The organism is Actinomycetospora sp. 2LY8.5 (assembly GCF_057180585.1).
Genome location: NZ_JBXUHE010000035.1, coordinates 48,065 through 70,466 on the forward strand (window position 1 = coordinate 48,065; position 22,402 = coordinate 70,466).

A 22,402-nucleotide genomic window follows, 5' to 3' on the forward strand; every position below is an offset into this window, starting at 1 on the left:
CGAGGGTCGCCCCGACGCCGACCCTCGACCAGGGTCACCGTGGCTGAGTACGACAAGGCCACCCGCCCCGAGCCGACCGATCAGGCCGGCCGGTACACGATCGTCCTCGACGACCAGTGGACGATCGGCCCGAAGCTGCACGGTGGCTACCTGCTCGCCGTGCTCGCCCGGGCGGCGCGCGAGACCGTCGCGCCCGAACGGCCGGCGCACACCGGTCCGCAGGCGGTGACCGGGACCTATCTGCAGGCGCCCGAGCCCGGCCCGGCGTCCCTCGAGGTCACGGTCCTGCGCCTCGGGCGCGGGGCCTCGCAGCTGCGCGTGCGCCTCGACCAGGACGGGCCGGCGGTGGAGGCCGCGTTCGTCCTCGGCCCGCCCGCCGCGCGCACGCCCGACGACGTCGAGCCGGCTCCGCCCGAGCTCACGCCCCGCGAGGAGTGCCCCCGCAGCCCCTCGGGGTCCGACGACGACGGCCGGGGCTCGCTGCCGATCATGGACGTCGTCGACACCCGCCTCGACCCGCGCACCGCCGGGTTCCTGCACGGGCGCCCGTCGGGCGAAGGCCGGCTCGCGGGCTGGGCCTCGCTCGCGTCCGGCGAGCCCTGGACACCGGAGGGCCTGCTGGTCGCGCTCGACGTCCTGCCGCCGGCGACCTTCGACATGGGTCTGTCGGGGTGGTCGCCGACGATGTCGCTGTCGGCGCACGTCGTCGCCGACCCGGCGCCCGGGCCCCTGCGGGTGGTGCAGTGGGTCGAGCGCGCGGGCGCCGACCGCATGCACGAGACCTGCCGGGTGTGGGACGCGGACGACCGCCTGGTGGGCCATGCCCACCAGCTGGCCGCGATCAGGAGGCCGTCAGCACCGTCTCCGGGGTGCCGTCCGCCAGCAGGCGCCGGAAGCCGGTGAACGGGACGAGCGCCTCGGGGATCGTCACCGACCCGTCCTCGGCCTGGCACTGCTCGAGGATTGCGGCCATCGTGCGGCCGATGGGCAGGCCCGACCCGTTGAGGGTCGCGACCTGGCCCCTGGTGCCCTGGGCGTCCTTGCTGCGGATCCCGGACCGACGCGCCTGGAAGGTGCCGCAGTCCGAGCAGGACGAGATCTCGCGGTAGGTGTCCTGGCTCGGGAACCAGACCTCGATGTCGTAGGTCAGCGTGCTGTTGAAGCCCATGTCGCCCGCCGCCAGGCGGATGACCCGGTACGCCAGGCCCAGCTCCTGCAGGCACGCCTCGGCGTGGGTGAGCATCAGCTCGAGCTCGGCGCGCGAGTCGTCGGCGGCGCAGACCCGCACCAGCTCGACCTTCGAGAACTGGTGCAGGCGGATGAGGCCGCGGGTGTCGCGCCCGTAGGAGCCCGCCTCCGAGCGGAAGCACGGCGTCCACGACGTGTACGCCCGCGGCAGCGTCTCGGTCTCGAGGATCTCGTCGGCGTGCATCGCCGTGAGCGGCACCTCGGCGGTGGGGATGAGGTAGAGGTCGCGCTCGCCGGTGCCGGTACGGAAGAGGTCCTCGGAGAACTTCGGAAGCTGCCCCGTGCCGGTCATGGTCGGCGCGGTGACGAGGTAGGGCGGCGAGAACTCGGTGTAGCCGTGCCGGCCGGTGTGCAGCGCGAGGAAGAACGACGCGATGGCCCGCTCGAGCGCGGCCCCCGCCCCGCGGGCGATCGAGAACCGCGCGCCCGAGAGCTTCGCGGCGCGGCCGAAGTCGAGGATCCCCATCGCCTCGCCGAGCTCGACGTGGTCACGTGGGGTGAACCCGAGGGCCGGGGGCTCGCCGCTGCGGCGCACCTCGACCGCGTCGTCCTCCGAGAAGCCGTCGGGAGCGTCGTCGGACGGCAGGTTGGGGATCGTCAGCATCAGGTCGCGCAGGGCGGCCTCGGCGGCGTCGACCTCGTCCTCGGCCTCGCGGATGCTCTCCTTGAGCTCGCGGGCCCGCTCCTTGAGCGCGTCCACCTCGGCGCTCGAGGACCCCGACTTCGCAGCCTTGCCCACCTCGCCGGCGGCCCGCTTGGACTCGGCCCGCAGCTCGTCGACCGCGCCGATCGCCGCCGACCTCCGCGACGAGATCGCCTCCAGCCCCGCGAGGTCGAGCGAGTAGCCGCGACGAGCGAGGCGGCGCACCGCCTCGTCACCGAGCTCGAGCAGGAGGCGTGCGTCGTGCATCGTGCCGATCCTCTCCGGACGGTCGAAGGGCTGGATATGAGACTGGGCATGAGGCTGGATATGAGAAAGGCCCCGGCCGTGGGTCACGGTCGGGGCCCTGGGTGTCGGAGGAGCGTACTGGTGGGCGAGGGGGGAGTTGAACCCCCACATCCTTACGGATACACGGACCTGAACCGTGCGCGTCTGCCATTCCGCCACTCGCCCGGAGTGGACTGCTCAGGAACGCTAGCACGCGTGGATCCGGCCGCCCGGAAGGAGGTCGGCGCCCTCGCCGCGGCGACCGATACCATCGAATCCGCCCGCTCGGTGTGGCGACACTCCGGACGGGGCAGCAGGTGCCGGGACGACGGAGCGAGCGTCGGACGAGGAGGGATCGCGGTGGGGCGCGCACAGCGCTTCGAGCGCAAGCTCGAGGGTCTGGTGGGTGACGCCTTCGCACGCGTGTTCGGTGGCAAGGTCGTCCCGCAGGAGATAGCGCAGGGCCTTCGCCGTGAGGCGGAGGACGGCGTGCGAGAGTTGGCAGGTGGGCGCCGCCTGGCGCCCAATCAGTACACGGTGGTGCTCAGTCCCGCGGACCACGAACGCTTGGCCGGCGACGAGGAGACCATCACCCACTCGCTCATCGAGGTCGTGGAGGAGCACCTCACCGAGGGCGGGTGGGAGACTTACGGTGAGGTCGTAGTCTCTCTGGAGCGTTCCGACGCGCTGCACACGGGACAGTTCCGCACCAGGTCGTCCGTTGACCCCGACGCGTCGCGGCGACGGGCCGCGAGCCCCCGATCCGCAGGAGAACAGCCCATGAGTCAGGCACCCGGCCGCTACCCGGACGACCAGCAGGGTCGCGACGGCAACTACGGCCAGCAGGACCCCTACGGCCAGCAGGGTTACCCGCAGCAGGGGTACCCGCAGCAGGGGTACGGCCAGCCCGGCTACGACCAGTACGGCCAGCCGCAGCAGGGCTACCCGCAGCAGGGCTACCCCCAGCAGGGCGGCTACGACCAGTACGGCCAGCAGGGCTACCCGCAGCAGGGCTACGGCCAGCAGCCGGGCTACGACCAGTACGGCCAGCCGCAGCAGGGCTACCCGCAGCAGGGCTACGACCAGTACGGCCAGCCCCAGGGCTACGGCCAGCAGCCCGGCTACGACCCCTACGGCCAGCAGGGCGGCTACCCGCAGCAGGGCTACGGCCAGCCCGGGTACGACCAGTACGGCCAGCCCCAGGGCTACGGTCAGCAGCCCGGCTACGACCCCTACGGCCAGCAGGGCTACGGCGGCCAGTACGGCCAGGGCGGCTACGACCCCTACGCCCAGCAGGGCGGCTACGACCAGTACGGCCAGCAGGGCTACGGCGGCGTCCAGACCCGCCAGATGACCGCGTCGCTGACCCTGGACGACGGTTCGAACCGCTCGTACCAGCTCGTCAACGGCTCGAACGTCATCGGCCGCGGGCAGGACGCGCAGTTCCGTCTCGCCGACACCGGCGTCTCGCGCCGGCACCTCGAGATCAACTGGGACGGCCAGCAGGCCACCCTGTCCGACCTCGGGTCGACCAACGGCACCACGGTGAACGGCACGCCCGTGCAGACCTGGCAGCTCGCCGACGGCGACACGATCCGGGTCGGGCACAGCGCGCTGCTCTTCCGCGCGCAGGGCTGAGGCCCGAAGGCCCGACGGCGTGCCCGAACTCGTCCTCCAGATCACGAGGGCCGGATTCCTGGCCCTGCTGTGGCTGTTCGTCCTCGCCGCGTTGCGGGTCGTCCGCAGCGACCTCTACGCGGCCTCCGGTCTGCGGGCCGCGGCGCCCGGCGGCCGACGTCCCTCCACCCGCGGTGGGGGCTCGTCCAAGCCGGCCCGCGGCGGCGGACGCTCGGGGCCCCGTGCCCTGATCGTCACCGCCGGCGCCCTCGCGGGCACCCGCATCGCCCTGGACGGCCGTCCGATCATGATCGGGCGGGCGGACGACTCGACGCTGGTGCTCGACGACGACTACGCGTCGACACGGCACGCCCGGATCTCCCAGTCCGGCGACGACTGGTACGTCGAGGATCTCGGATCGACCAACGGCACGTACCTCGACCGCAACAAGGTCTCCGGACCCACCCGGGTCCCGGTGGGCACTCCGATCAGGATCGGCAAGACGGTCATCGAGCTCCGCTCATGAATCCGCTCATGAGCAGGAGACGAAGCGCAGCGGAGCTCGACCCGCTGAGCAGCCCGCCCGCCATCCGGACCCGGGTGACGACGCCCCGTCCCCTCCCGTGCAGGATCGACCCGTGACCCTGGTGCTGCGCTATTCCGCTCGCAGTGACCGGGGCCTGGTGCGGCAGAACAACCAGGACTCGGTCTACGCGGGCCCGCGCCTGCTCGCCCTCGCCGACGGCATGGGCGGACACGCGGCCGGCGAGGTGGCCTCGAAGCTCGTCATCGCCGCCCTCGTGCCGCTGGACGACGACGAGCCCGGCGACGACCTCCTGGGCGAGCTCGCCGAAGCCACCGCCCAGGGCAACGACGCGATCACCGAGCTGGTCGCCGAGGAGCCCGACCTCGACGGCATGGGCACGACGCTCACCGCGGTGCTCTTCGCCGGCAGCAGGCTGGGCATGGTCCACGTCGGCGACTCGCGGGCCTACCTGTTCCGCGACGGCGTGCTCACCCAGATCACCCGCGACGACACCTTCGTGCAGTCACTGATCGACGAGGGCCGGATCACCGAGGACGAGGCCGCGAGCCATCCCCAGCGCTCGCTGCTCCTCCGCGCGCTCACCGGCCACGACGTCGAGCCCGCGCTCACCGTCCGCGAGGCCCGCGCCGGCGACCGCTACCTGCTCTGCTCCGACGGGCTCTCCGGGGTCGTCAGCGCCGAGACCCTCGCCGAGGCGCTCACGATCGCCGACCCCCAGGACTGCTCGGACCGCCTCATCGAGCTCGCGCTCAAGGGCGGCGGGCCCGACAACGTCACGTGCATCGTCGCCGACGTCGTGGACGTCGACTTCGGCGAGCACGACCCCATCTACGGCGGCGCCGCCGGCGACGGACGCGCCGACCCACCGCCCGGCGACTCCGCGGCCGCGCGCGCCTCCGCCGCGACGCTGACCCGCAGCGAGCCCACGCCCCGCCCCTCACCGGCGGCGTCCGAGTCCTCCCGCCGCGCGCCCCACCGCACGCGCCTGCGCCTCGCGCTCGCGGCGCTGGCCGTCGTCGCCCTCGCGGGCATCGCCGTGCTCGCCGCCACCGTGTACGTCAGCAGCCAGTACTACGTGGCCGCCGACGACGACACGGTCGTGATCTACCAGGGCGTGCCCGGGACGTTCCTCGGCGTCGCCCTCCAGAGCGTCGCGGAGGACTCCGGGGTCCAGATCGCGGATCTCACGCCCGTGGCCCGCCAGCAGCTGGCCGGCGACGGCATCCGCGTCGAGGACCTCCCGAACGCCCAGCAGACCGTCGAGCGGCTGCGCACCGAGCAGATGCTCCCGCCGTGCGAGCCCGTCGCCCCGGTCACCGCGCCGGGCGCCGTCCCGCCCGCCGGCACCCCCTCCGTCGTGCCCGGCACCCCGGGCGCGCCCGACGCGGCCGGTCAGGCCCCCGTCGCGTCGCCCGCACCGACCGAGCCGCAGGTCCCGGGCCGGGACTGCCGGGTGCCGTAGTGGCGCGGCCGACCGCTCCCGGCGCCCGGAACGGCGCGCCCGGGGCCTCCGGGATCGACCGTCCCGCCGACCGCACCGCGCTGCGGCCGGCGGTCGCGGCCGCTGTCTCCACCCGCCGCGGCGTCGAGCTCGCGCTGCTCGGGTTCGCCGCCGCCATCACCACCGGCGCGCTCGTGCTCGTCGAGGCCAACCAGGAGCAGGAGCTCACCTGGGCGTTGCTCTACCTCGGCGCGGCCTACATGGCCATCCTCGCGCTCGCGCACCTCGCGGTGCGCAAGTTCGCGCCGTACGCCGACCCGCTGGTGCTCCCCCTCGCGGCCCTGCTCAACGGGGTCGGGCTGGTCATGATCCACCGGATCGACCTCGCCCGGATCGCCCGCGCGGCGAGCCTCGGCAACGACGAACCCACCCAGGAGGCGCTGCGCCAGGTCGGCTGGACCGCGATCGGGATCGTGTTCTTCGTCGGTGTGCTCTGGCTCGTGCCCGACCACCGGACCCTGGCGCGCTACGGCTACACGGCCGGGTTCGTCGGCCTCATCCTGCTGGCGCTGCCCGCGGTGCTGCCCGCCTCGATGTCGGAGGTCAACGGCGCCCGCATCTGGATCCGCCTCGGGCCCGCCAGCATCCAGCCCGGCGAGTTCGCGAAGATCCTCTTCGTCATCTTCTTCGCGTCGTTCCTGGTGGTCAAGCGCGACCTGTTCACCAGTGCCGGCAAGCACTTCCTGGGCATGACCTTCCCCCGGCCCCGCGACCTCGGCCCGCTGCTCGCGGCCTGGGGCGTCGCGATGGCCGTCCTGGTCTTCGAGGGCGACCTCGGCACGTCCCTGATGTTCTTCGGGATCGTGCTGGTGATGCTCTACGTGGCCACCGAGCGCATCTCGTGGGTCATCATCGGCCTGACGATCTTCGCCGGTGGCGCGTTCGCCGCGTGGACGTTCGTGTCCCGCGTCCAGGTCCGCGTCTCGGTGTGGCTCGACCCGTTCGCCGACTACAACGGCCGCGGGTTCCAGGTCAGCCAGGGCCTGTTCGGCCTCGCCACCGGCGGGATGGGCGGCACCGGGCTCGGCGCGGGCCGCCCCGAGCTCGTGCCGTTCTCGAGCACCGACTTCATCTTCACCTCGCTCGGCGAGGAGATCGGCCTCGTCGGGATCGCCGCGCTGCTGGTCGTCTACTGCGTGCTCGCCACCCGGGCGATGCGCAGCGCCCTGGCCGTCCGGGACACCTTCGGCAAGCTGCTCGCCGCGGGCCTGGGCTTCGCCATCGCCTGGCAGGTGTTCGTCGTCGTCGGCGGCGTCATCAACCTGATCCCCAACACCGGCATCACGGCGCCGTTCGTGTCCTACGGCGGGTCCTCGCTCGTGGCCAACTACGCTCTCGTGGCGCTGGTCCTGCGGGTGTCGAACGCGGCCCGCCAGCCGAGCGCCGAGAAGCGGCCCGGCGCGCCCGCGCCCGGGCAGCAGGCACCGCTCGCGCCCCTGGCCGAGGCGAGCACCGAGATGGTCTCGCGCGACCAGGTCCGCACTCCACCGCACGGCGGCGTGCGCCAGGAGGCCGGTGCCCAGCCCGGCCATCCCGAGCAGGCCCCGCGAGGAAGGACCCGAGGAGAGTGAACACCCCGCTGCGACGGGTCTCCCTCGCGGTCATGGTCCTGATCCTGCTCCTGCTGGGGCAGGCCACCTGGATCCAGGTCGTCAAGGCCGACGAGTACCGCGCGGACCCCCGGAACGCCCGCGTCCTGCTGGACGAGTACTCCCGCCAGCGCGGCCAGATCTCGGCCGGTGGCGAGGTGCTCGCCCAGAGCGTGCAGAGCCCCGACCCCGGTGACCGGCTGCGCTACCAGCGCCAGTACACCGACGGTCCGCTCTACGCGCCGGTCACCGGCTACTACTCGCAGATCTACGGCGCGGGCGGCATGGAGCGCGCCATGGATCCGGTGCTCAACGGCACCGACGACCGCCTGTTCGTGCGCCGTATCTCCGACGCCGTCACCGGGCGCGACCCGGCGGGCGGGAACGTCGTACTGAGCATCGACCCCCGCGTCCAGCGCGCCGCCTACGAGGCGATGACGTCGCGCGGCTACCAGGGGTCGGTCGTCGCGATCCGGCCGCAGACCGGCGAGATCCTCGCGATGGTCTCGACGCCGTCGTACAACCCGAACCCCCTGGCGAGCCACTCGGGCACCACCCAGCAGAACGCGTGGAACGAGCTCAGCGAGGACGACCCGCCGACGCTGACCAACCGGGCCACCAGCGAGACCTACCCGCCCGGATCCACGTTCAAGATCGTCACCACGGCGGCCGCGCTCGAGGCCGGGGCGATCTCGCCGGACGCGCCGGTCACCGCGGCGCCGCGGATCACGCTGCCGGACAGCACGACGACGCTGGAGAACTACGACGGCAAGCCGTGCGGCCCAGGCGGGACCGTGCCGTTCGCGACGGCGTTCGCGAAGTCCTGCAACGGGCCGTTCGCCCAGCTCGGCGCCCAGATCGGCGCCGATCGCCTGCGCACCATGGCGACCTCGCTCGGCTTCGAGAACCCGGGGCTCACCGTGCCGATGCCGGTGCAGGCCTCCCGCCTCGGCGACATGGCCGACGGCGCCTCGACCGCGCAGTCCAGCATCGGCCAGCGCGACGTGCGTCTGACCCCGCTGCAGAACGCCCAGATCACGGCCACCGTGGCCAACGGCGGCGTCCCGATGACCCCGACCACCGTCGCCCAGATCCAGGGGCAGGACCTCTCGACGGTCGAGTCCACCGAGCCGGACCGGCTGGCGCGCGCGTTCTCGCAGTCGACCGCGGACACGCTGACCCAGCTGATGATCGGCTCGGAGAACAACGGGTCGGGTCAGGGCCGCGTCCCGGGCGTTCAGATCGCGTCCAAGACCGGCACCGCCGAGTGGGGCGCGAACCCCAAGACCAACCCGCCGCACACCTGGTACGACGCGTTCGGCCCGGTGCCGAACCCGCAGATCGCCGTCTCGGTGATCGTCGAGCGCGGCGGCAACCGCGGCGAGGAGGCCACCGGCGGCTCGGTCGCCTCCCCGATCGGGCGCGCGGTCATCGCGGCCGCCCTGGGGAGTGGTTCCTAGTGGCGCCGACGACCGGATCGCTGATCGGCGACCGCTACCGGCTCGGTCGGCGGATCGCCGTCGGCGGCATGGGCGAGGTCTGGGAGGCCGAGGACTCCCGGCTCGGCCGCACGGTCGCGGTGAAGATCCTCAAGGCCGAGCTCACCGGTGACCCCGAGTTCCTGCACCGCTTCCGCACCGAGGCGCGCACCGCGGGGTCGCTGAACAACTCCGGCATCACCGCCGTGCACGACTACGGCGAGACCACCACCGAGTGGGCCACCGCCAACGGCACCGTGCAGGTGCCCACGGCCTACCTCGTGATGGAGCTGGTCCGCGGCGAGCCGCTGGCCCAGATCCTCGCGGTCCACGGCCGGCTCGGCGTCGACTACACCCTCGACATCCTGGAGCAGTCCGGCTGGGCACTCGAGGCGGCGCACGAACGCGGCCTGGTGCACCGCGACGTCAAGCCCGGCAACATCCTGGTGACGCCGTCGGGCCAGGTGAAGATCACGGACTTCGGCATCGCCAAGGCCGTCGACGCCGCGCCGGTGACCCGCTCGGGCATGGTCATGGGCACCGCGCACTACATCGCGCCGGAGCAGGCGGGCGGCGGTGACGCCGGGCCCGCCTCGGACGTCTACTCGCTCGGCGTGGTCGGCTACGAGTGCCTGGCGGGACGCCGTCCGTACCTGTCGGAGAACGCCGTCACGGTCGCGATGATGCACATCCGCGACCCGCTGCCGCCGCTGCCGAACGACGTGCCGCCGGTGGTGCGCCAGCTCATCGAGGCGACGCTGGCCAAGGACCCCCGCCAGCGCTACGCCACCGGCGGCGAGTTCGCCGCTGCGGTCGGCGCGGTCCGCCGCGGCGATCCGCTCCCCCTGCCCGGTCAGGCCCAGGCGCTCACCGAGCGCGTGAACCCCTCCACGCGCGTCGCCCCCGCGATGTCGCGCGAGCCCTCCCCGCCGCGCGGCGCCGAGCGCCCTGACCGCTGGGCCTCCCAGCCCGAGCAGCCCCGCCGCCGCGGTCCCTGGGGCACGGTCGCCGCCCTCGCCGTGGTCGCCCTGCTGCTGCTCGCCGGTGTCCTGTGGGTGGTCAACTCCGCCGAGACGTCCGCCCCGCCGCCCCCCGCGGCGACCACCGCGACGTCGACCACGACCACGTCGGCGAGCCCGACCACGACGCGCAGTTCTCGCACGACGACCACGACGTCGGCCGCGAACGGGATCAGTGTCAACCCGGTCGACTACGTCGGGCGGCCCGCGTCGGTCGCGTCGGCCGCGCTGCGGGAGTCGGGCCTCGACCCCGAGGTGGCGACGATCCTCGGCGGGGAGCCCTCGGACCCGTCGCGCTGCCGGGTGCTCTACTTGTCGCCCACCGGCGACGTCCCGCGCGGGGAGACCGTGACCGTCACCTGTCAGGAGTTCTGAGGATGACGACGCCACGACTCCTGTCCGACCGGTACGAACTCGGGCCCGCCCTGGGCTACGGCGGCATGTCCGAGGTCCACGGCGGGCGCGACGTGCGGCTGGGCCGCGACGTGGCCATCAAGGTCCTGCGCGCCGACCTCGCGCGCGACCCGCAGTTCCAGGTCCGGTTCCGGCGCGAGGCGCAGAACGCGGCCGCGCTGAACCACCCGGCGATCGTCGCGGTCTACGACACCGGCGAGACGCCCACCGACGACGTGCCGCTGCCCTACATCGTCATGGAGTACGTGGCGGGGCGGACGCTGCGCGACATCGTCAAGACCGAGGGGCCGATGGAGCCCGCCCGGGTCTGCGAGGTCCTCGCCGACGTCTGCGCGGCGCTGGACTTCTCCCACCGCCACGGGATCATCCACCGCGACGTCAAGCCGGCGAACATCATGATCACGCCGGCCGGCGCGGTGAAGGTGATGGACTTCGGCATCGCCCGGGCCCTCTCCGACGCCCAGCCCGCGGTCACCCAGACGGCCGCCGTCATCGGCACCGCGCAGTACCTCTCGCCCGAGCAGGCCCGCGGCGAGTCCGTCGACGCCCGCTCCGACGTGTACGCCACCGGCTGCGTGCTCTTCGAGCTGCTCACCGGCCGGCCCCCGTTCACCGGCGACTCCCCGGTCGCGATCGCGTACCAGCACGTGCGGGAGGACCCGCCGGCCCCCTCGGAGATCAACCCGCAGGTGCCGCCGGAGCTCGACGCGATCACGCTGAAGTCGCTGGCCAAGAACCCGTCGAACCGCTACCAGACGGCCGACGAGATGCGCGAGGACTTCTACCGCGTCCTGGGCGGCGAGCGCCCCGGCGCGCCGATGGTGATGACGGAGCAGGAGCGGACCGAGTACATGACCGGCGGCCACCCCGTGGCCGCCGCGACCGGGCCCGTCGACCAGGTCGACGACTTCGCCGAGTGGCAGGCCGAGCAGGCCGAGGTCCGGCGCCGCCGCGGCCGCCGCCGCGCGATCGGGTTCGTGTTCGCGCTGGTCCTGCTCGCCGCCCTCGGTGGCGCGTACTTCCTGTTCTCGCCGTCGGCCAACTCGGTCGCGGTGCCCCCGGTCGTCGGACAGCCGCAGGCCGCCGCGCTGCAGACGCTGTCGACCGCCGGGCTGCGACCCACCGTCGTCCCGGTCGCGTCGAACCCCGATCAGGTCGGCCAGGTCGTGTCCACCAGCCCGTCGAGCGGGCTCGAGGTCCCGCCCGGGAGCGTCGTCGAGCTGCGGGTCGGGCGTGGTCCCGACCGGGTGCAGGTCCCCGACCTCACGGGCCAGACCGCCAACGAGGCCCAGGCGAGCGTCCAGCGGCTCGGCCTGTCCCTCGCGCCGGTCCCGCAGACACGCGAGGTCGACGACTCCAGCCAGATCAACAGAGTGCTCGCCCAGGACCCCGCGGCCGGGCAGTTCCTCGCGCCGGGCACCCCGGTGCAGCTGACGATCGGGCGCCAGCGCGAGACGCTGCGCCTGCCCGACGTCACGGGCCAGGACCGGCAGACCGCGACGACCACGCTCGAGGGCGTCGGCCTGCGTGTCGACGTCACCGAGGTCGACGGCGGCGGCACGGCCGGGACCGTGGTCTCGACCTCACCGAGCGCCGGCTCCCAGGTGCCCCGCAACTCGTCGGTCACGCTGCGCGTCTCGCGCGGCGGCCAGGGCCAGGTGCAGGTGCCCTCGCTCGTCGGGCAGCTGCCCTCCGACGCCGTGCAGACGCTGGTGGCGGCCGGCTTCCGCGGCGGCAACCTGCAGCGGACGTCCCAGGCCGTCAGCGACCCGTCCCAGGATGGCAAGATCCTCAGCCAGAACCCGACGGCCGGGTCGTCGGCCGACCCCGGGTCGAGCGTGGCGGTCGTCGTCGGGCGCTACCAGCCCGGCAGCGACGACGGCGGCGGGCTGTTCCCGGGCGGGAACTGAGCTCCTCGTCGCCGGGACGACTCAAACCGGGGGTGCCGCGGCGATCGCCAGGGCCCGCAGGCCCTCGGTGAGCTCGTGGACCACGCCGTCGTCGACGGGGTGGCCGGACAGTCCCATCCACGTCGCGAGCAGCCGGTGGCCGTCCTCGGTGAGCACCGACTCGGGGTGGAACTGCACACCCTCGAGAGGCAGCTCGCGGTGGCGCATGGCCATGAGCACACCGTCCTCGGTCCAGCCGGTGGGTTCGAGCGCCGCGGGGATCGTGTCGGGCAGGACGGTCAGCGAGTGGTAGCGGGTGGCCGTGAACGGGCTCCGCAGGCCGGCGAGGACCCCCGCGCCCTCGTGGTGCACCAGCGAGGTCTTGCCGTGGCGGAGCTCCGGCGCGCGGTCGACCACCCCGCCGTAGACCGCGCCGAGGGCCTGGTGGCCGAGGCACACGCCGAGCATCGGGCGCCCGAGCGCCGCACACCGCCCGATGACCTCGGTGCTCGCGCCGGCGTCGGCGGGCGTTCCGGGGCCAGGGCTGACGAGCACTCCGTCGACCTCGTCGACCAGGTCGACCACCCCGTCGACGTCGTTGCGGCGCACGACGGGGTCGGCGCCGAGCTGCGCGAGGTACTGGACGAGGTTGTAGACGAAGCTGTCGTAGTTGTCGACGACCAGGACGCGCATCCGTCGAGCGTACGGGGCCACACGGCGTCGCCGCCCCCGACTATCATCGGCGGCGGAGTCTTCCCGATCGGAGCCGACGTGCCCAAGTCCAAGGTCCGCCGCAAGCCGGCCTACACCCCGCCCCCGAAGGCCGGGCCCGCGCCCGCCGGCCCGTCGCACCCGGCCTACGTCGGCATCATGCTCGGCGTCGGTCTGCTCGGTCTCGCCTGGCTGGTGGTCAACTACCTCGCCTCCGAGTCGATCCCGTTCATGCAGGACCTCGGGGCGTGGAACTTCCTCATCGGCTTCGGACTGATCGTCGTGTCCCTGCTGATGACGATGAAGTGGCGCTGAACCACATCGATGTCATTCGTCCACCGATGTGGACGGACCCTGTGGACAACTTCCGGTGACCGACTCCTGGGCCGCCCCGTGGCCCGCGGTCGTCCTCGGCGCGGGCGGCGCGCTCGGACTCGGCGTGTGGTCGCTGGCCGCCACCGACTCGCCGGGGCGCCTGCTCACCGGGCTGGCGGCACTCGCCCTCCTGCTCAGCGCCGCGTTCGGGGCGTTCGCCCGGCCGCGACTGCGGGCCGACGACGACGGCCTCGCCCTGCGCGGGGTCTCGGGGCGGCGCGCCTGGCCGTGGACGCGCGTCGACGCGGTGCGGGCGGTGCGGATGCGGCGGATGGGCCTGCCGGCCGCGTACCTCGAGGTGGAGGTGCGGGACGAGGGAGGCGTCGACGACAGGGACAACGAACGTCTGCTCGTGCTCGGGCGCCTCGAGCTCGGGACCGACCCGGTCGAGGTCGCCGGCGCGCTCCAGGACCACCGCGCCCGCGCGGGACGGCGCCGCTCAGGCGAGCGCCAGGGACCTGATCGCGACCAGGAGGACGAGGAGCACGACGATCCCGCCGACGGCGAGGAGTCCGGCGGCGGGACGTGAGCGCGCCGGCCCGTAGACGAGCACGGCGGTGACGGCCAGCCCCGTGACGAGTCCGCCGAGGTGCCCGAGCAGCGACAGGCCGGGGATGACGAAGAACAGCGCGACGTTGATCCCGATGGTCAGCAGCGCCGGACCCTGGTTCATCCGCAGGCGGCGCAGCACGACGAGCAGGGCGCCCATCAGCCCGAACACCGCCCCGGAAGCACCCGCGACGGGCTGCCCGGGTGCACCGAACACCACGACGGCCACGGAGCTGCCGAACAGCGACACCCCGTAGAGCAGCGAGAAGCGCAGGCGCCCGAGGACGAGCTCGAGGTCGCGGCCCAGCACCCACAGCGCGAACATGTTGACCGCGACGTGCAGCGGCCCGAGGTGCAGGAAGCCCGCCGTGACGAGCCGCCACGACTGGCCGGCGGCCACGTCGGCGGGCACCAGCCAGGTGGCCTCGACCCACGGCGAGGCGTAGTTGGTCAGCACGCTGCCGGCCGACAGCGCGGTGAGCAGGAAGACGACGAGGTTGACCCCGATCAGCGTGATCGTGACCACCGGCCGGGCGTCCGTGCGGGACCGTCCGCCGCCGACGGTGCGCGGCTGCGTCGCCGCCGCGGCCCGGTTGGCCTCGGCGATGCAGTCGACGCAGTGCGCCCCGACCGGCGCCGGGCGCAGGCAGTCGGGGCACGCCGGGCGCCCGCAGCGGGTGCAGGCGAGCGCGGTCGGCCGGTCGGGATGCCGGACGCAGACCGGCGAGGCCTCGGGCCCGGCCGTCGGTCCGCCGGGCGCGGTCACGCCGTCCTCCCTGTCGTGGTGACCGTCGTGGGATCGCTCGGGACGGCCCTCAGGAGCCCACCGTGACCGAGGTGATGACGATGTCCTGGACCGGGCGGTCACCGGGGCCGGTGGCCGTCGCGGCGATCGAGTCGACGACGTCGCGTGATGCCTGGTCGGCGACCTCACCGAAGATCGTGTGCTTGCGGTTGAGCCACGTCGTGGGGGCGACGGTGATGAAGAACTGGGAGCCGTTGGTGCCGGGGCCGGCGTTGGCCATGGCGAGCAGGTAGGGGCGGTCGAAGCGCAGGTCGGGGTGGAACTCGTCGGCGAACTTGTAGCCGGGGCCTCCGCGTCCGGTGCCCGTCGGGTCACCGGTCTGGAGCATGAAGCCCGAGATCACGCGGTGGAAGATCGTGCCGTCGTAGAACGGTCCGGAGCTCCCGCCCTTGGCGTTGGGCTCGCTGTACGACTGCTCGCCGGTCGCCAGTCCCGTGAAGTTCGCGACGGTCTTCGGCGCCTCGTTTCCGAACAGCACGAGGTTGATGTCCCCGTTGGAGGTGTGCAGCGTTGCGGTCGGGGTGTCGGCGGTGGTCACCGGGCCATCGTGCCACTAGGACTGTTCGGTGAGGGACGGTGGCGACCTTCGAACGGAGTAGCGGGTGTGACGGCCCGGCGGGTCGGGCACTTGCACCACAGGGGCCGGGGGCATCATGGCCGCCCACCGACGAGTGAGGTGAAGTCGTTGAGCAGCAAGACTCTGATCGGCGCCAGGGAGGACCTGGACGATCTGCGCAAGGAGGGCCGGCGCGCCCGCAAGAAGGCCGAGAAGCAGGCCGAGAAGGCTGCGGCGCAGGCCCGCAAGGAGCGCGAGAAGCGCCGCAAGGAGGGCGCGAAGAAGCGCGCCGAGGTCCGCGAGGACGTCCGCAAAGCCGCCGACGAGGCCCGCCAGCGGGTGCTCGACGCTCGCGCGGACGCCCGCCGGCGGGCCGACGAGGCCCAGGCCGAGGCCCGTGCGCGCGCTCAGGAGGCCCGCGCCGAGACCCGCAAGCGCGCCAACAAGGCCGCCAAGGAGGCCCGCAAGCAGGCCAAGGGCTACGCCAAGGAGGCCCGCAAGCGCCTCGAGGATTCTGCGGTGCCCACCAGCGCCGACGAGCTGCGGGACTTCGGCGAGTCGGTCCGCGGCTCGCTGGAGGAGGGCCTGACGTCGGTCCGCAAGGACCTCGCGGCCCGCATCGAACCCGAGGAGGAAGAGCCGAAGAAGCGCCGCCGCTGGGGCCTCTGGCTCGTCGTCATCGCCCTCGTCGGCGTCGGCGCGGCCGTCGTCGCCACGCGTCGTGAGCCGGAGCTGCCGCCTCCGCCGCCGCCCGCCCCGCGGCCCCGTCCGGTGAGCACCGAGACACCCGCCGCGGCGACGCCGGTGACGCCGCCGCAGGCGAGCAGCCAGGAGGTCCCGACGCACACGGCGACCGACGCCGTCAGCGGCTCGAACTCCAACGGCGCCGTGTCCTCCGACAAGCCCGCCACCGGCGGCAAGGAGTAGGCACTCCGGATACGCACGCTCGTCGGCACGGCCCGCTCCGGGCCCCACGGTGGACCGGGGCGGGCCGTTCGCACGGGTCACCGGCCCAGCAGCCTGCGTAGTCGATCGCCCGCGTCGATGCCCCGGTCCAGCACGGCGTCCTGCGGGCGCCCCCCGACGACTGCGGCGACGTTCGCCGCGCTCGTCGTGCCCGGCGTCAGGTAGGCGCCGTGGCCCCGCGACTCGGCCAGCACCCGCCCGTCGCGCAGCGCCACCTCGCGCGCCGAGAGCCCGGTGACTCCCGGCGCGCGGTTCGGGTCGGGACCGAACCAGGTTGTGTCCGCGATCGGGTCGCCGGCCGCCTCGACCACCCAGGCGCGACCCGGCGGTCGTGCCGGTGCCTCCCCGACACCGGGGCTGCCGAGGTGGACCACGTCGTCGACGCCGCTCGCACCCCCCGGCGCCACGGCCGCGGCCGTGACCACCGACCCGTACGAGTGCCCGATCGCGGTGACGTGCGCGTCGGGCGGGCCGTCCGGGCGCGCGGCGTCCAGACCGTCCAGGAACGAGGCCAGCCGCCGTCCGCCCTCGTCGGCGGCCGCGCGGCCGAGAACCGAGCGGTCGGGGTCGGCGACCTCGCCGACCTGGGGCGCGTCGTAGCCGTACCAGGCGACGGCGGCGGTGCCCGGTCCCGCGGCGTCGGCCAGCGCGTCGAGCTCCTCGAGGCGTCCGGGCAACTCGCCCACCCCGGTGGTGAAGCCCGGCGTGAACACCCCGACGTGGCCGGCCGTGTCGACGTCGCCCCGGGCCACGGCCGCGCGCACGCCCTGGCCGTCCGTCGGGTGGCGCTCGACCTCGAGGTCCAGCAGCGCGCGACCGGGCCGGTCCACCGCGGCCGCGACCGCCCCGAGGCGGGCGAGCCGGGTCCGCACCTCGTGCAGCTCGACGCCGATCCGCGCGAGCTCGGCGGGGTCGCGGGTGCGGGTGAGGCGGTCGCGGGTCGCGGTCTCCGCGGCGCGCGCCTCCTCCTGGGCGGTGGCGAGCACCCGGCGGTTGGCGCGGTCGCGGACCGCCGCCGGGAGCCCGTCCAGGCCGCCGACCAGCGCGGGCCGGTCGCGTTCGAGGGCCGCCCGGGCGTCGGGGTCGAGCCCGGACCACCAGCCGGCGACGGCCTCGGGGTCGAGGCCGGGGGTGGTGGCGGACGCGCTCACGGGGCTCGCGCCGGGGGACTCGGGGCCCGCGGCGTCGAGGGCCTCGGCCAGCGCGGCGTCGACCGCCAGGGGTGGCGTGCCCGCGGCGAGCGCCAGCGTGGCGACGCCGAGGGCGGTGAGCACCCCGTCGAGGTCGTCGAGCAGAGCCGCATGGGCGCCGAGCAGGGCGATGCGTGCGGACTCCGCCTCCTCGGCGGCCGGGCCGCGCCATTCGGGCGCCGGGGCGGCGAGCACGTCGGCGGCGTCGACCAGCCCTCGCCGAGCGGCGAGCAGGCGCGCGGCGGCGCCCACCGTGACGTTCGCCGTCACGAGCCCGTCCCACTCATCCGCCGCGTCGCGACGGTGTCCCCCGCGGCCATGAGGCCCGTCGCCGCCGCGTCGCCGGCGGCGTAGGCCACCGCGGCCGCGGCCAGCGCCTCGCCGTGCGCCACGAGGTCGGCGCACCACCGCGCGTGCGCGGCCGCCCAGCGGTCGGCCAGCGCGGCCGCCGCCGCCCCGGACCGGCCGGCCGGTACGACCTCGACCGCGCGCACCGCCTCCGCCGGTGCGCCCACCGGCATCCCGAGCCCGGCGGCGACACACGCCGCCCCGGCCTCCCGCAGTTCCTCGGGCCGGACGTCCGGCCCGCTTCGTTCGTCCACACCGGTTCCGACGCAGCACGGTCGGCCGCGGATCCCGGGTCCTCGCCGGCTGGGGACGCGATCGGCCGATGGGGACGGCGATCGGCCGAGACCGCTTCGAGGACCGCTTCGAGGACATCGGGGAGCTCGCCGCCGCGCGGGCCCGGTGCTCGGCGGGCGTGCTCGTCACGGAGGCACCGCGGCGATACTGCCGGGGTGGACCTCGAGGCCGCGCGCTCCCGCCTGCTGCCCGACGTCCTGCCCGGCGCCGACGACCCGCCGCTGCGCGTGCTGTTCTGCGGCATCAACCCCGGGCTCGTGTCCGCGGCCACCGGGCACCACTTCGCGCGCCCCGGCAACCGGTTCTGGCCCGCGCTGCACGCCTCGGGATTCACCCCGCGTCTCCTCGCGCCCGCCGAGCAGGGCGAGCTGCGCGCCCTCGGTCTGGGCCTGACCAACGTGGCCCCGCGGGCGACCGCGCGGGCCGACGAGCTCGACGCCGCCGAGCTGGTCGCCGGGGGCGAGCGGCTGCGGGCGCTCGTCGACGAGGTGCGCCCGGCCTGGCTCGCCGTGGTCGGGATCGGCGCCTACCGGGTCGCGTTCGGCGACCGCCGTGCGGTCGCGGGTCGCCAGCAGCGCACGCTCGGCCCGACGGGGCTCTGGGTGCTCCCGAACCCCAGCGGCCTCAACGCCCACCAGACGCCGGCGTCCCTGGCCGTCGCGTTCGGGGAGCTGCGCGCGGTGGCCGGATAACCTGCCCGGCATGAAGGCTGCGCTCTACCGCCGCACCGGTCCGGCCGCCGAGGTGCTCTCCGTCTCCGACGTCGAGACCCCCGAGCCGGGGCCGGGCCAGGTCCGCGTCCGCATCACGGGGTCCGGGGTGAACCCGACCGACTGGAAGACCCGTGCGGGGCTCACCGGCCAGGAACCCGCCACGTTCCAGATCCCCCACCAGGACGGCGTCGGCGTCGTCGACGCGGTCGGCAAGGGGGTGGACGCCGCCCGCGTCGGGCAGCCTGTCTGGCTCCACCTCGCCGCGTTCGGCAACCTCTACGGCACCGCGGCCGAGTACTCGGTCCTGCCCGCTGACCGGGCCGTCCCGCTGCCCGGTGACGCCCCCGACGACCTCGGCGCCTGCCTGGGCGTGCCGGCCGTGACCGCGGCGCACTGCCTGCTCGTGCGCGGCGAGGGACGCGAGGCGCTGCGCGGGCGCACCGTGCTCGTCGCCGGCGGCGCCGGCGCGGTCGGGCACTACGCGATCGAGCTCGCCAAGCACGCCGGTGCCCGCGTCGTCACCACCGTGAGTTCCGAGGAGAAGGCCGAGCTGGCGCGAGAGGCCGGCGCCGACCTCGTCGTGAACTACCGCGAGCCCGGAGTCGTCGAGCGGATCGGTCAGGTCACCGACCGCGTCGACCGCGTCGTCGAGGTCGCCCTCGGCGCCAACCTCGAGCTCGACCTGGCGCTGTCCGGGGCGGGCACGGTCATCGCGGTCTACGCCAACGAGCCGGACGACCCGGTGATCCCGACGCGGCGGCTCATGGTCGCCAACACCTCGATCAGCTACGTGCTGCTCTACGGCGTGCCCGCCGACGAGCTGGCCGCGGCGGTCGCGTGGACCGCCGACGCGGCGGCCGCGAGTGCACTTTCGCCGCTGCCGGTGACGCGCTACGGGCTCGACGAGATCGTCGCGGCGCACGAGGCGGTGGAGAACGGGGCGGTGGGCAAGGTGATCGTGACACCTTGATGTACCTGTGACCTATCGTTACAGCTACTCAGGAGTTACCTTCCTGGCGTGCCACCACCACAGCACTACGACGTGCTCGTCGTCGGATCCGGGTTCGGAGGCAGCGTCACGGCGCTGCGGCTCGCCGAGAAGGGCTACCGGATCGGGGTCCTCGAGGCGGGCAGGCGGTTCACGCCGGAGACGCTGCCGGCGACGTCGTGGGACATACGGAACTTCCTCTGGGCGCCACGGCTGGGCTGCTACGGGATCCAGCGCATCCACGTGCTGCGCGACGTCGTGGTGCTCGCGGGCGCGGGCGTCGGCGGCGGGTCGCTGAACTACGCGAACACGCTCTACCGCCCGAAGAACGAGGCGTTCTACCGCGACCCGCAGTGGGCGTCGCTGACCGACTGGCGCGCGGAGCTCGACCCGTTCTACGACCAGGCGGCGCGCATGCTCGGGGTGGTCCCGCAGCCGTCGGTGACGCCGTCGGACAGGGTGATGCGCCAGGTCGCCGAGGAGCGGGGACGTGGCGACACGGTGGCGCCGACCCAGGTCGGCGTGTACTTCGGTGACGGGCCGGGCGTGACGTCCCCCGACCCGTTCTTCGGCGGCGCCGGGCCGGAGCGCACCGGGTGCCTGGAGTGCGGCGAGTGCATGACCGGCTGCCGCCACGGCGCCAAGAACACCCTCGAGACCAACTACCTCGCGCTGGCCGAACGGGCCGGGGCCGTCGTGCACCCGGAGACGACGGTGCGGACGGTCCGGCCTTCGGTCGACGGCTACGTCGTCGAGACCCGGGCGACGCGGGGGCGGGGGCGCGCGTCGTTCACCGCCGACCAGGTCGTGCTCGCCGCCGGGACGTGGGGCACCCAGTCGCTGCTGCACCGCCTGCGCGACACCGGGGTGCTGCCGCGGGTGTCCAGGCGGCTCGGCGAGCTCACCCGGACCAACTCGGAGGCGCTGGTCGGCGCGATGGCCCACCGCGCGCCCGAGCCCGGCGGGCCGCGCGACTTCACCCGCGGCGTCGCGATCACCTCGTCCTGGCACCCGGACGAGGACACGCACATCGAGCCGTGCCGATACGGGCGCGGGTCGAACGCGATGGGCCTGCTCACGACACTCATGACCGACGGCGGCGGGAGGGTGCCGCGCGCGCTCAAGCTGCTCGGGGCGATCGTCCGGCACCCCCGCACGTTCGCGCGCTCGCTGGACAAGCGGCACTGGTCGGAGCGGACCGTGATCGCGCTGGTGATGCAGTCGCTGGACAACTCGATCACGGTGCGCCGGCGCTTCGGCCGCCTCGTCTCCCGCCAGGGCCACGGCACCCCGAACCCGACGTGGATCCCGGCGGCGAACGACACCACGCGGCGCCTCGCCGAGATCATCGACGGCGACCCCGGCGGCACCTGGGGCGAGGCGGTGAACATGCCGATGACCGCGCACTTCATCGGCGGCTGCCCCATCGGCGCCGACCCCGAGCACGGCGTGATCGACGGCTACCAGCGCCTCTACGGGCACCCGGGCCTGCACGTCGTCGACGGCTCGGCGCTGTCCGCGAACCTCGGCGTGAACCCGTCGCTGACGATCACCGCGCAGGCGGAGCGGGCGATGGCGTTCTGGCCGAACAAGGGCGAGCCCGACCCGCGCCCGCCGCTCGGGTCGGCGTACCTCCGCGTGGACCCGGTCGCCCCGCACGCCCCCGTCGTCCCCGCCGACGCCCCGGGCGCCTTGCGCCTGGTCCCCCTCGGCACCCCCGCCGTCCCACCCCACACCCCGGTGGCCGGCGGCTGACGTCGTGCGAGCGATGCGGCATCGCTGGCATCTCACGCCAGGATCGCCACATCCTCGCTGCTCGACACGCCGACTCGGGCGCGCGGCGGCGGGGCTCGCGAGATGTTCAGGCGTGGCCCCCACGCTGGCACACCCCCGTGCGTCGGCCGGCTCCACGGGGCGGCGAGGATCGCGGCGTGCCCGCCGACGCGCTGCTGTTCTCCAACTCCCGCCCACCCGGGGCCGCGGTGCCGTTCGCGCACGCCGCCGAGCCGCTGCGCAGCCACGTCGGCGGTCGGACGCTGTGGTTCGCGGCGTGGGCCGGCGGCGACCTCGACGCGTACACCGGTTTCGTCGCCGAAGCGCTCGAGAACGTCCTCGGCCCCCTCGACGTCCGCGGCCTGCACCGCGAGCCCGACCCGGCCACCACGATCCGCGACGCCGACCCCGACCGCGAGGCCGTCTTCGTCGGCGGCGGCAACACGTTCCGCCTGCGCCGGCGCACCGACGACAACGGGGTCCTCGACGCCCTGAAGGCACGAGAAGACCTCCGCTACGCCGGCGCCAGCGCCGGCTCCAACCTCGCCTGCCCGACGATCATGACGACCAACGACATGCCCATCGTCGACCCCGGCGGCTACGACGCGGTCGGACGCATCCCCGTGCAGATCAACCCGCACTACCTCGACCCCGACCCGCACTCCACCCACCGCGGCGAGACCCGCCAGCAGCGGATCGAGGAGTTCCACGAGGAGAACGCCGTCGCCGTCGTCGGGCTCCGCGAGGGCGCGTGGCTGCTGCGCGGCAACGACACCCTCGCCCTCGACGGCCACACCGCGCGCCTCTTCCGCCGCGGCCACGAGCCCGTCGAGCTCCCGGCGGGTACCGACCTCACGTGGCTGCTCGCGACACCGACCTCCTGACCGCACCCCGCACCCCGCAC

The 22,402-nt window shown here is 74.3% G+C and carries 21 protein-coding genes and 1 tRNA gene; 15 read left to right on the top strand and 7 right to left on the bottom strand.

Features of this window, described 5'->3' with window-relative positions:
• The first annotated feature begins 39 nt into the window (after positions 1 to 39).
• The gene (locus AC2A1K_RS27690; protein ID WP_483899565.1) at positions 40 to 903 is read left to right on the top strand and encodes a thioesterase family protein; all 864 of its coding nucleotides are present in this window, start codon (positions 40 to 42) and stop codon (positions 901 to 903) included.
• Here the strand turns inward: AC2A1K_RS27690 and serS are convergent.
• Together serS and AC2A1K_RS27700 are read right to left on the bottom strand one after the other, a co-directional pair.
• The gene (gene serS / locus AC2A1K_RS27695) at positions 842 to 2,158 is read right to left on the bottom strand and encodes a serine--tRNA ligase (RefSeq protein ID WP_483899566.1); all 1,317 of its coding nucleotides are present in this window, start codon (positions 2,156 to 2,158) and stop codon (positions 842 to 844) included. The two genes, AC2A1K_RS27690 and serS, sit on opposite strands and share 62 nt — an antisense overlap.
• Before the next feature lie 118 nt (positions 2,159 to 2,276).
• A tRNA-Leu gene (locus tag AC2A1K_RS27700) sits at positions 2,277 to 2,362 on the bottom strand.
• A gap of 174 nt (positions 2,363 to 2,536) precedes the next feature.
• Here AC2A1K_RS27700 and AC2A1K_RS27705 point away from each other — a divergent pair.
• The 7 genes from AC2A1K_RS27705 (at position 2,537) to pknB (ending at position 12,251) form a co-directional block, all read left to right on the top strand.
• On the top strand, positions 2,537 to 3,814 hold the full coding sequence (locus AC2A1K_RS27705; RefSeq protein WP_483899567.1) for a DUF3662 and FHA domain-containing protein: 1,278 nt from the start codon (positions 2,537 to 2,539) through the stop codon (positions 3,812 to 3,814).
• A gap of 19 nt (positions 3,815 to 3,833) precedes the next feature.
• A complete protein-coding gene (locus AC2A1K_RS27710) occupies positions 3,834 to 4,319 on the top strand; it encodes an FHA domain-containing protein FhaB/FipA (protein WP_337705749.1) in 486 nt (161 codons plus the stop codon).
• Between the two features lie 112 nt (positions 4,320 to 4,431).
• Entirely contained in the window at positions 4,432 to 5,802 is a 1,371-nt protein-coding gene (locus AC2A1K_RS27715; protein ID WP_483899568.1) for a PP2C family protein-serine/threonine phosphatase, read from the top strand.
• A gap of 53 nt (positions 5,803 to 5,855) precedes the next feature.
• Positions 5,856 to 7,412, top strand: a complete 1,557-nt coding sequence (locus AC2A1K_RS27720) for an FtsW/RodA/SpoVE family cell cycle protein (RefSeq protein ID WP_483899586.1) — start codon at positions 5,856 to 5,858, stop codon at positions 7,410 to 7,412.
• Positions 7,409 to 8,890, top strand: a complete 1,482-nt coding sequence (locus AC2A1K_RS27725; RefSeq protein ID WP_483899569.1) for a peptidoglycan D,D-transpeptidase FtsI family protein — start codon at positions 7,409 to 7,411, stop codon at positions 8,888 to 8,890. Before AC2A1K_RS27720 ends, AC2A1K_RS27725 begins: the two co-directional genes overlap by 4 nt.
• The gene (locus AC2A1K_RS27730; RefSeq protein ID WP_483899570.1) at positions 8,890 to 10,302 is read left to right on the top strand and encodes a serine/threonine-protein kinase; all 1,413 of its coding nucleotides are present in this window, start codon (positions 8,890 to 8,892) and stop codon (positions 10,300 to 10,302) included. The genes AC2A1K_RS27725 and AC2A1K_RS27730 overlap by 1 nt, the downstream gene beginning before the upstream one ends.
• A 2-nt stretch (positions 10,303 to 10,304) precedes the next feature.
• Positions 10,305 to 12,251 carry a Stk1 family PASTA domain-containing Ser/Thr kinase gene (pknB, locus tag AC2A1K_RS27735; protein ID WP_483899571.1) on the top strand — a complete coding sequence of 649 codons (1,947 nt, stop codon included), beginning with the start codon at positions 10,305 to 10,307 and terminating at the stop codon, positions 12,249 to 12,251.
• 21 nt (positions 12,252 to 12,272) lie between these two features.
• Here the strand turns inward: pknB and AC2A1K_RS27740 are convergent, their stop codons facing one another.
• Positions 12,273 to 12,923 (bottom strand): aminodeoxychorismate/anthranilate synthase component II, encoded by a 651-nt coding sequence (locus tag AC2A1K_RS27740; protein ID WP_483899572.1) that lies wholly within the window; start codon positions 12,921 to 12,923, stop codon positions 12,273 to 12,275.
• 78 nt (positions 12,924 to 13,001) lie between these two features.
• On the opposite strand from AC2A1K_RS27740, the gene crgA reads away from it, so the two are divergent.
• Together crgA and AC2A1K_RS27750 are read left to right on the top strand one after the other, a co-directional pair.
• Entirely contained in the window at positions 13,002 to 13,256 is a 255-nt protein-coding gene (gene crgA, locus AC2A1K_RS27745; RefSeq protein WP_274283354.1) for a cell division protein CrgA, read from the top strand.
• 55 nt (positions 13,257 to 13,311) lie between these two features.
• On the top strand, positions 13,312 to 13,845 hold the full coding sequence (locus tag AC2A1K_RS27750; protein ID WP_483899573.1) for a PH domain-containing protein: 534 nt from the start codon (positions 13,312 to 13,314) through the stop codon (positions 13,843 to 13,845).
• Here AC2A1K_RS27750 and AC2A1K_RS27755 read toward each other — a convergent pair.
• A complete protein-coding gene (locus tag AC2A1K_RS27755; RefSeq protein WP_483899574.1) occupies positions 13,756 to 14,631 on the bottom strand; it encodes a rhomboid family intramembrane serine protease in 876 nt (291 codons plus the stop codon). The genes AC2A1K_RS27750 and AC2A1K_RS27755 overlap by 90 nt on opposite strands.
• 49 nt (positions 14,632 to 14,680) lie before the next feature.
• On the bottom strand, positions 14,681 to 15,208 hold the full coding sequence (locus tag AC2A1K_RS27760) for a peptidylprolyl isomerase (RefSeq protein ID WP_483899575.1): 528 nt from the start codon (positions 15,206 to 15,208) through the stop codon (positions 14,681 to 14,683).
• Positions 15,209 to 15,355: 147 nt separating this feature from the next.
• Here AC2A1K_RS27760 and AC2A1K_RS27765 point away from each other — a divergent pair, with 147 nt between their 5' ends.
• The gene (locus tag AC2A1K_RS27765) at positions 15,356 to 16,153 is read left to right on the top strand and encodes a hypothetical protein (RefSeq protein ID WP_483899576.1); all 798 of its coding nucleotides are present in this window, start codon (positions 15,356 to 15,358) and stop codon (positions 16,151 to 16,153) included.
• Between the two features lie 77 nt (positions 16,154 to 16,230).
• Here the strand turns inward: AC2A1K_RS27765 and AC2A1K_RS27770 are convergent, their stop codons facing one another.
• Both AC2A1K_RS27770 and AC2A1K_RS27775 read right to left on the bottom strand, forming a co-directional pair.
• Positions 16,231 to 17,652, bottom strand: a complete 1,422-nt coding sequence (locus tag AC2A1K_RS27770) for an alpha/beta hydrolase (RefSeq protein ID WP_483899577.1) — start codon at positions 17,650 to 17,652, stop codon at positions 16,231 to 16,233.
• On the bottom strand, positions 17,649 to 17,984 hold the full coding sequence (locus AC2A1K_RS27775) for a hypothetical protein (RefSeq protein ID WP_483899578.1): 336 nt from the start codon (positions 17,982 to 17,984) through the stop codon (positions 17,649 to 17,651). Before AC2A1K_RS27775 ends, AC2A1K_RS27770 begins: the two co-directional genes overlap by 4 nt.
• A 195-nt stretch (positions 17,985 to 18,179) precedes the next feature.
• Here AC2A1K_RS27775 and mug point away from each other — a divergent pair, with 195 nt between their 5' ends.
• From mug to pepE, 4 genes are all read left to right on the top strand, one after another.
• Entirely contained in the window at positions 18,180 to 18,716 is a 537-nt protein-coding gene (gene mug / locus AC2A1K_RS27780; protein ID WP_483899579.1) for a G/U mismatch-specific DNA glycosylase, read from the top strand.
• Positions 18,717 to 18,726: 10 nt separating this feature from the next.
• A complete protein-coding gene (locus AC2A1K_RS27785) occupies positions 18,727 to 19,707 on the top strand; it encodes an NADPH:quinone reductase (protein ID WP_483899580.1) in 981 nt (326 codons plus the stop codon).
• A 48-nt stretch (positions 19,708 to 19,755) separates the two neighbouring features.
• Complete coding sequence (locus tag AC2A1K_RS27790; protein WP_483899581.1) at positions 19,756 to 21,480, top strand: GMC oxidoreductase; 1,725 nt, start codon at positions 19,756 to 19,758, stop codon at positions 21,478 to 21,480.
• A 176-nt stretch (positions 21,481 to 21,656) separates the two neighbouring features.
• On the top strand, positions 21,657 to 22,382 hold the full coding sequence (pepE, locus tag AC2A1K_RS27795) for a dipeptidase PepE (RefSeq protein WP_483899582.1): 726 nt from the start codon (positions 21,657 to 21,659) through the stop codon (positions 22,380 to 22,382).
• Positions 22,383 to 22,402: the final 20 nt, after the last annotated feature.